This is a genomic window from Actinopolymorpha sp. B9G3 (assembly GCF_040120725.1).
Taxonomy (GTDB): Bacteria; Actinomycetota; Actinomycetes; order Propionibacteriales; family Actinopolymorphaceae; genus Thermasporomyces.
Genome location: NZ_JBEEAB010000033.1, coordinates 49,278 through 56,732, shown reverse-complemented (window position 1 = coordinate 56,732; position 7,455 = coordinate 49,278). Strand labels below are relative to the sequence as shown.

The 7,455-nt window shown below is 66.5% G+C and carries 10 protein-coding genes; 3 read left to right on the top strand and 7 right to left on the bottom strand.

The window, feature by feature from the left end:
- Positions 1–123 precede the first annotated feature (123 nt).
- The 6 genes from ABNF93_RS32320 to ABNF93_RS32295 all read right to left on the bottom strand — a co-directional run bounded on the left by ABNF93_RS32320 (position 124) and on the right by ABNF93_RS32295 (position 4,297).
- On the bottom strand, positions 124–735 hold the full coding sequence (locus ABNF93_RS32320; protein ID WP_349332061.1) for a dihydrofolate reductase family protein: 612 nt from the start codon (positions 733–735) through the stop codon (positions 124–126).
- Positions 736–809: 74 nt separating this feature from the next.
- Entirely contained in the window at positions 810–1,181 is a 372-nt protein-coding gene (locus ABNF93_RS32315; RefSeq protein ID WP_349332060.1) for a helix-turn-helix domain-containing protein, read from the bottom strand.
- 37 nt (positions 1,182–1,218) lie between these two features.
- Positions 1,219–1,653 (bottom strand): DUF6597 domain-containing transcriptional factor, encoded by a 435-nt coding sequence (locus tag ABNF93_RS32310; RefSeq protein WP_349332059.1) that lies wholly within the window; start codon positions 1,651–1,653, stop codon positions 1,219–1,221.
- Positions 1,654–1,839: 186 nt separating this feature from the next.
- Positions 1,840–2,409 (bottom strand): GNAT family N-acetyltransferase, encoded by a 570-nt coding sequence (locus ABNF93_RS32305; protein ID WP_349332058.1) that lies wholly within the window; start codon positions 2,407–2,409, stop codon positions 1,840–1,842.
- Between the two features lie 144 nt (positions 2,410–2,553).
- Positions 2,554–2,991, bottom strand: coding sequence for a pyrophosphohydrolase domain-containing protein (locus tag ABNF93_RS35120; protein ID WP_502877665.1), 438 nt, complete (start codon positions 2,989–2,991; stop codon positions 2,554–2,556).
- A gap of 337 nt (positions 2,992–3,328) precedes the next feature.
- Positions 3,329–4,297 (bottom strand): hypothetical protein, encoded by a 969-nt coding sequence (locus tag ABNF93_RS32295; RefSeq protein ID WP_349332056.1) that lies wholly within the window; start codon positions 4,295–4,297, stop codon positions 3,329–3,331.
- A 203-nt stretch (positions 4,298–4,500) separates the two neighbouring features.
- Here ABNF93_RS32295 and ABNF93_RS32290 point away from each other — a divergent pair, with 203 nt between their 5' ends.
- Positions 4,501–5,601, top strand: a complete 1,101-nt coding sequence (locus ABNF93_RS32290; protein ID WP_349332055.1) for a nucleoside hydrolase — start codon at positions 4,501–4,503, stop codon at positions 5,599–5,601.
- A 37-nt stretch (positions 5,602–5,638) separates the two neighbouring features.
- On the opposite strand, the gene sigJ is transcribed toward ABNF93_RS32290, so the two are convergent.
- Positions 5,639–6,574, bottom strand: a complete 936-nt coding sequence (gene sigJ, locus ABNF93_RS32285; protein ID WP_349332054.1) for an RNA polymerase sigma factor SigJ — start codon at positions 6,572–6,574, stop codon at positions 5,639–5,641.
- Between the two features lie 195 nt (positions 6,575–6,769).
- On the opposite strand from sigJ, the gene ABNF93_RS32280 reads away from it, so the two are divergent.
- Entirely contained in the window at positions 6,770–7,150 is a 381-nt protein-coding gene (locus ABNF93_RS32280) for a DoxX family protein (RefSeq protein WP_349332053.1), read from the top strand.
- Positions 7,151–7,193: 43 nt separating this feature from the next.
- The gene (locus tag ABNF93_RS32275; RefSeq protein WP_349332052.1) at positions 7,194–7,337 is read left to right on the top strand and encodes a hypothetical protein; all 144 of its coding nucleotides are present in this window, start codon (positions 7,194–7,196) and stop codon (positions 7,335–7,337) included.
- The last annotated feature ends 118 nt before the right edge of the window (positions 7,338–7,455 follow it).

The window sequence follows — 7,455 nt, the reverse complement described above, 5'->3', positions numbered from 1 at the left end:
CCTGCCGCGGCTGCTCCGGCAGCAACGGCTCCAGCCGCTGCCACTCCTCATCAGTCAAGTCATGACGATCAAACACACCAATGATCTATCGAACTTCGACCACCAAGATCTACGGGACACGCCCTAGCAGCGTACCTTGAACCTCAGATGTAGTACCCGGTCGCCCTGGATGACCACGTGGGGATCCTCCAGTAGATGCTGCCCCTCGATACTGCCGAAGTAGCGTTTGCCCGACCCGAATACCACCGGCACCACGTCCATCGCCACCTCGTCCACGAGGCCCGCCGTGAGGATCTGGCTGCCCACCTCGCCAGCGTTCACACTGACGGTCCGCTCCCCGGCAAGCTCCTGGGCCCTGTCGATCGCAGTTGTCACGTCATCGACGAAATGGTAGGACGCCTCGGGGTGCCAACCTTCGGGCTTGGGCCGGTGGGACACCACGACCACATGGTCGCCTGCGGGCGGGTGGCCCTCCCAACCGTTCACCAGGTCGAACAGGTGACGACCCATCACGATCGCGCCGATCGCCTTCCACATCGGCCGGACGTACTCCGCCGATACACGAGAGGCCTTGAAGCCGGCTCCAGCTCCGGAATGGTCGTACTGCTGGTCGCCGCTTTCGGTGATCGGGGTGTCCCCGTTGAAGTACCACTCGTGGAGTGGTCCGACGTCGTCGTTCTCGTCGGCGATGAAACCATCGACCGACACCACGCTGTGCATGATTACCGTGCCCACCGGGCCTCCTCCGGTCTCCTTGCGCATCCGCTGCCGATGATGTCGTCCTCGAGGGCAACCGGGCATGTAAAAAATCAATCAGCGGGCATCGGGCCGCTGTCTGGCGGAAACCCAGGCTCAGCAGGGAACCGGCGCCGGAGCGCCAGGTATTCCGTCGGGGTGTGGCCGGTGAAGTCCTTGAACTCCCTGCTGAAGTGAGCCCGGTCGAAGTAGCCAGCCGTTTGAGCGAGCTCCGACCAGTCGACCGGACGCAGGGCATCGACGGACAGGATCAGCCGCGCGAATCGGCAGATCCGCGCCACCCGCTTCGGGGTGACTCCGACGTGGGACTTGAACAGCGTGGCCAGGTGGTTGCCGCTCACTCCGGCGGCAACGGTAAGCGCCCCGACCGAGATCGCGCCCCACGAGGCCTCCAGACGCCCGGCCGTATGGCTGACCAACTTCAAGCCGCGCGACGGTGCAGATACAAGCCGAGATCGCACCTCACCCCTCGAGAGTGTGCAGGATCTCACCGGTCGACCCGGCACGGGCGATCCGATCGCGCATCCGGTCCAGGGTCCGTCCCCAAACCACGTCGACTGGCACCCATCGGTCCCGCAGCTCGCTCGCCGGCATGTCGACGAACGGCGAAATCCCCCATGGCTTGAAGTGCACCCCTACAAGCCGCACCGGCGTTTCGTACTCGAGGAGAAAACGCCTCGTCCACACACCCATGAACCAGCCACCGGTGAACACTGCCGGCGGCACCGAAGGGTCGGAATCCCGCACGCGGGCGGGTCCTCCCAGGTTGATGAACAGGTGTGCCGAAGGCATCGGCGGGACGTTCATCCGTCGGTGGCGCGGCACCCCGGTAAGGCAGTAGACGTCGTCGATGAACCGGTCGAGCGGCGGGGCGGGCACCCGGCCGACGTATTCCATGGACTCAGTGTGGCCGACGAGGGTCCAGTTCGCGAGGGAGGTCGAGCCGGCTTCCGGTCCCATCCTCCTCGGTCGACCGTCTTCGGCTCCGCTACGCACGTAACGGGCGGCCTGACGCCCCGTGCATGTCACGATTGACCATGGGTTCCTCAACCGCGTGTCACGCTCAGGAACGCTCCGGAGCGATCAGCAGGACGCGACGGAACCGAGCGAGTAATCCGTGGCGTACTCCTCGATGGTCATGCCCATCAGTACCAGGTCGTGATACTCCCCAGCGAAGAACTGGTGCCGGCGGCGTCGTCCCTCCTCGACAAAGCCGAGCCTCTCATGAAGCTTGAGGGAAGCCGTGTTGTAGGCGTAGATGCCGACGTCGCACTTTTGGAATCGGCGCTCTGCGAACATGTAGCGCAGCAGCAAGATGATCGCATCACTTGCATAGCCGCATCGCTGGAAGTCCGCGCCGATTGTGATGCCGTAGGAGAAGACTCCGGCGTTCTTGTCGACGCCGTTCGTGCTCATCCCGCCGACGAGTCGACGTTCGGCGAGCGATTCGATCCCGACGCTGAACGTGTCGTCGTCTGGTGTGCCCGCATTGGCCTCGGCCCACTGGCGGTAGCCCGCCTTGGAGCGAGGCGGGTGCAGCCTGTCCGCGTTGCGCGTGACCGTGCTGTCCTGGTCGAACTCCACCGCGAAATGCCATTCCTCTGGCTCGACGCCTCGCAGGCGCACCCGTTCCCCAACCCAGATCGAGTCCATGCGGCCGGACATTAGCAGGCCGAGTTGCCGAGAGCGCGCAGACCGAACTCGCCTTTGCCAGGCCGTGGCGTCGGGGTCTGTCGGGTCCGTGGGCCGCGCCGGGTGGGATCAGTCAGTAAGGGGTCCCGCACGCCCGCCCTCGTTCTACGGGCAACCTCGTGGGCCGCCCTCGGCCGGGGCGGGGCGACCGTCCAGACCGCTAGAAGCCTCATCGCGCCAACCCTGCCTGTGCAGTGCAGTACGGACGTCTGGAGCGCGATAGTTGTCGCCTTTCAGGACCTTTCCGTCAGCCCGACGAATCGGCCGACCGTCGGGTCCTAGCTTCGTCATGTTCGCCGCGTGAATCTCGGCGAGGATCGGATCCACGTCGATGCCGTAGGTCACTGCCGTGCCAAGCGCTACGTAGATGACGTCAGCCAGCTCATGAGCAATGTCAGCGAGTCCTCCCGCTTGAACGGCCGCGGCGAGTTCTGCGACCTCTTCCTCCAAGAGATGCTGGCGTAGATCAGCGACGTCTGGGTGTGGCAATGCGGGTACTTCAGCGCGAGGAAGATCGAACACGTTGTGGAACTCTCGCAGCATCGCGATCGGCGACCTTTCCACTTCACCAGTTCCTCTCGCATCAAGTCGTCGCAAAGTCCGTTCCGGGCGCGAGTCTACGGTTCCGTCGCCCGCCGTTCTGGAGCGACGGCCGGGAACATGCCGTCGTCCTCGTATGCAAGCTACGGACCGCATCCAGTCCCCGCTCAGGCGGAGCCGGTCGATCTCGGCCGTCAACTCCGCTCGGAGGCTTTCATGTTGTGGCCCGAGAGCGTCGCCGCCGCCGACGACGGCGCGGAAGGTCGGTAAGCCGCTGAACCTCCGGCGTGTCGACGAGCAGGATGCAATATCCCGGAAGGAATCCACGGCGCCACGATATTCACGGCTCACGGGTCCTGGGCAGGGTTTCGAGCGGCCTGCGGTCGGACCGGAACAGCGAGCGCAGCCGCCCGACGTCCACTTCGGGCAGGTGGACCTCGACAAGGTCGTATGTCTCCTCCACCAGACCGCGCAGCACCGCCGCGCCCTCGGGTGCGGGCAGTGTGAATGACGCACGCAGTCGAGCTGCGAGCCCGCGCGGTGCAAGCGTCAGGTCGTGCTCCAGCGAGTCGAGGCGTTTGAACGCCGACGGGTGTCCGCAGTAGCGACCGTTCAGCGCGTGCAGGACGCCCAGCAGCTGGCTCGCGATCCGGCTGAACTCGCGCGCGAGCAAGAGCGGATTGTCGCGTTCGACGAGCATGCGCCACCGCCAGAACTGTTCGATCGCGCCATCACGTTGGACGACTGCGATCGCGAGGCCGCGCGGATAGGAGGCCGCGCGTGCCTTCCACCGGGAAACGATGTCCGCCCGTGCCCCGCTGACCTCGCGGCCGTCGACAATCCCCTTGATGACGTCGAGCCCCGGCGGGTCGGGTTCGCAGTGGCGGGGGTGGGCCTCGCGAGCGAAGCTCGTAGGGCCCGGAACGTCACTGCCCAGCACGGTGTCGAGGGTGTCCTGGACCACTGCCGTCAGCGTGTGGACGACTTCGACCATCAGCCCGTCCGGCCGCCCGGCACCGAGGTAGATGTGGTCATACCAGGGTGGGTTCGCGTCCTCGGCGGTCACCGTCCGCATGTCGGCCGCGCGTGCCGCCCGCGCGACGGCTGCGCGTTCTCTCGCCGTCGGCGGCCGGCACCAGAACACACCGACCTCCGTGTCGGACCAGCGGTCGGCGTCACCGCGGGCGGTAGATCCGCTCAGCATCACGGCGTCGACACCTGCGGAGCCGGCATACGCGTCGAGAACAGGCCGCACAGCGGCACGCCGCCAACTCGCCGCCCGCGTGGGACCCGGCAGTTGCTCAACCATCCCCGAAGTAGAGCACAGTGGTTGGCAAGCTTCCTCGCCCCTGGACCCTCGCGGCCCGACCGAACGATCTCAGTCCGTACACGGGAAACACCTCGAACGCGTCGACCGACGCTCGTCCATGAAGCCGATATGAAGCTGCCGTCCCCTATGTTCCCGGTGCGACGCGACCGGCACGTCGTGTCACATTTCTGGGGAGGACGGAGATGGCGAAGACGTCGAAGTGGTACCTGAAGGGTGCCGTCGCTATGGCGGCCGCCGCAGTGATGAGCCTTGCATGCGTCGGGGTGACGACGACTGCGAGCAGGGCGGACGTGGTCCCGCCCGACGACTCGACGGGCCACGATCCCGTTCCGGTCGTCTACGACAGCGACCTGGACTTCGATGACGCATCGACGTTGGCGTTCCTCTGCCAAGCTCACAAGCAACGCCGGATCGACCTGCGCGCCGTCACAGTCGTGAACAACGGCATCGGCACGGCCGGCCGGTCTCTGACCCACGCGCGGACCATTGTCGAGAAGTGCGGACTGCCACGCGTTCCGGTGGCCGACGGTTCGGCGACCGGCGTGCACCCGGCGCCACCCGAGGCGCGCGAGACGTTCGAACGTGTTCTGACCGGGGCACTCGACAACGCCGACCGGCCCAACCAACCGTCGCCGCTGACCGCGCCACAGCTGATCACCAAGTCCGTTCTGACTTCGCGCAAGCCTGTGACGGTGCTGGCCACCGGCCCGCTCAGCAATGTTGCCGCGGCGTTGCGCGACCAGAGCGTGGCGGAGAAGATCGCCACGCTTTACGTGATGGGCGGCGCGTTCGACGTGCCGGGCAATCTCTTCGGCTCGACCACCGGGGGCTTCGACAACACCCAGGAGGTCAACCTATGGATCGACCCGAACGCGGCTGACTCGGTGTTTCAGACGATGCCCTCCGGTCGGGTGCGGATCGTCCCGCTGGACGCGACGAACCACGTGATGATCACCCAGGCCTACATCGACCGGCTCGGCGCCTCCGCGCGCACCGCCGAGGCGACGCTCGTGCACGCGATCGTGACGCAGCCAGACATGCCGCCGCTGATCGACCTCGACATCATGTTCTGGTGGGACGCGCTCGCCGCGGCATCGCTCGTCCTGGGACCACACGACGACCTCGTCCCCTACCAGTCGCGGAAGGTCGACGTCGTCCTCGACGGCGCCTCCTCCGGGCAGACGATCGACGCAGCGGGCGGCACACCGCAGCTGGTCGGGTACGCCGCCGACGGGGCACGGTTCGAGGACGTGTTCACGTCGATCCTCAACGGCGGTCGCTAGGCGGCGCGGCCGCGAGGCGATGGTAGGGAGACGGACGTCAGTCCGTCGTCCAGGGACGGAGCTTCTCGGGGTTGCGTACCGCCCAGATGTGCTTGATCCTGCCGCCGACGACGTCGAACGCCATCACCGTCACAGTGGCGCCGTCTTGCAGAGCAATCAGGCCTGGTTGGCCGTTGACGGTGCGTTCCAGGAGCGTGATGTCGGCTCTCCAACCAGCGAGCTCGGCGAAGTAGCGCGCGACCTGTTCGCCGCCCTCGATCGGACGGAGTTCGGCGCTGACGACACCGCCGCCGTCGCCGATCGCCGTGGCGTCGGTGTCGAGAAGGCCGATGAGGGCGTCGATGTCCCTGGCTTCCCAGGCCTGTTTGAAGTCCCGGACGATGGCGGCGCGCTGGGCTGTCGGGGTCGCGGGAGCCTGTGCCGCGCGAATGCGACGGCGGGCCGACGAGGCCAGCTGGCGACATGCCGTCGGCGTACGGCCGACGATCTCGGCGACCTCGGCGAAGGGGTAGCGAAAGACGTCGTGAAGCATGAACGCCACGCGCTCGGCCGGGGTCATCGATTCGAGCACGACGAGGAAGGCCATGCTGACCGACTCGTCAAGGGTTACCCGGTCGGCCGGGTCGTCCGTGGGATCGCCCGACCGCCCGCCGATCCACTCCGCACGATCGGGCAGCGGCTCCGGGATCCATTCGCCCACGTACCTCTCCCGCCGCGCCCGTGCCGAGCCGAGCAGGTCGAGGCAGATGCGACTGGCGACCTTCGTCAGCCAGGCGGCGGGTGATTCGATGGCGTCCCGCTGCTGCGCGGACATGGCGTACCAGCGGACGTACGTCTCCTGCACGACATCCTCAGCATCGGACAGGGAGCCGAGGAGCCGGTACGCGAGGTTGATCAGCTGACGCCGCTCACTCATGACGGCGCTCAGGCTCGGATCGAGCCAGCGGTCTTCCGGCCCCGAGTAGGTGGTCACGGTGTCGCTCACTCCCTTGGTCGCTCCCGCCCCCTACCAGTCCGACGAGACATCGCACCGATCTGTGAGGTTGGCGCGTCGCCTCACATTCCCGCGGGTTGTGTCGTCGTACTGCCGAGACCAACATGTCCCGCGGACAGGAAACCTCAGCACATCAGGGCGGGCGTCGTCGACACCGCTGCAAGGAGAGCCCTCATGAACATCGCTTTGTGGATAATTGCGGCATTGCTGGCCGTGACCTTCCTGGCCAGCGGCGCCGTGAAGCTGGCCCAGCCCAAGGAGAAGCTGGTCGCCTCCGGCATGGGAGTCCTCGAGGGCTTCAGCGCCGGCACCATCAAGGCCATCGGCGCCCTCGAGGTCCTGGGTGCGGTGGGTTTGATACTGCCCGCCGCGCTCAGCATCGCGCCGGTTCTGGTACCGCTTGCCGCCGTCGGTCTGGCGTTGCTGATGGTCGGCGCGTTCATCCCGCACGCACGCCGCCGCGAGGTCCAGGGAATCGTGATGACCCTTGCCCTGTTCGCCCTGGCGGTCCTCGTGGCATGGGGCCGCTTCGGCCCTCAGTCCTTCACCGGCTGAGCCATGCAGCCGTGAGCCGTTCGATCTGACGAGGACGGAACCGATGAGCAACGTTCAGGCCATCGCTGATCGCTTCGAGATCGAGGCGCTGCGTGGCACCCCGGACGGCTGGAAGTTCACGGAGCTGGTCTACGAGGTCAGATATCTCGACACCACACCGCTGACGGGCTCGACGCCACACCGCTGACGGGCTCGACGCCCCCCGAAGGGGGCGCACCCGTGCAGGCATGAGATCACGCCGTCCAGCACAACCAACGTCATCGCTGAACCGTTGTCGGTGGCCGGGCATAGCGTGAGACCTTCCT

Bases quoted from the DNA above. Each gene is read 5' to 3' on its own strand.
- ABNF93_RS32305 (WP_349332058.1), bottom strand. From the start codon at position 2,409: ATGGACTCGATCTGGGTTGGGGAACGGGTGCGCCTGCGAGGCGTCGAG.
- ABNF93_RS32310 (WP_349332059.1), bottom strand. From the start codon at position 1,653: ATGGAATACGTCGGCCGGGTGCCCGCCCCGCCGCTCGACCGGTTCATC.
- ABNF93_RS32295 (WP_349332056.1), bottom strand. From the start codon at position 4,297: ATGGTTGAGCAACTGCCGGGTCCCACGCGGGCGGCGAGTTGGCGGCGT.
- ABNF93_RS32290 (WP_349332055.1), top strand. From the start codon at position 4,501: ATGGCGAAGACGTCGAAGTGGTACCTGAAGGGTGCCGTCGCTATGGCG.
- ABNF93_RS32275 (WP_349332052.1), top strand. From the start codon at position 7,194: ATGAGCAACGTTCAGGCCATCGCTGATCGCTTCGAGATCGAGGCGCTG.
- ABNF93_RS32280 (WP_349332053.1), top strand. From the start codon at position 6,770: ATGAACATCGCTTTGTGGATAATTGCGGCATTGCTGGCCGTGACCTTC.
- ABNF93_RS35120 (WP_502877665.1), bottom strand. From the start codon at position 2,991: ATGCTGCGAGAGTTCCACAACGTGTTCGATCTTCCTCGCGCTGAAGTA.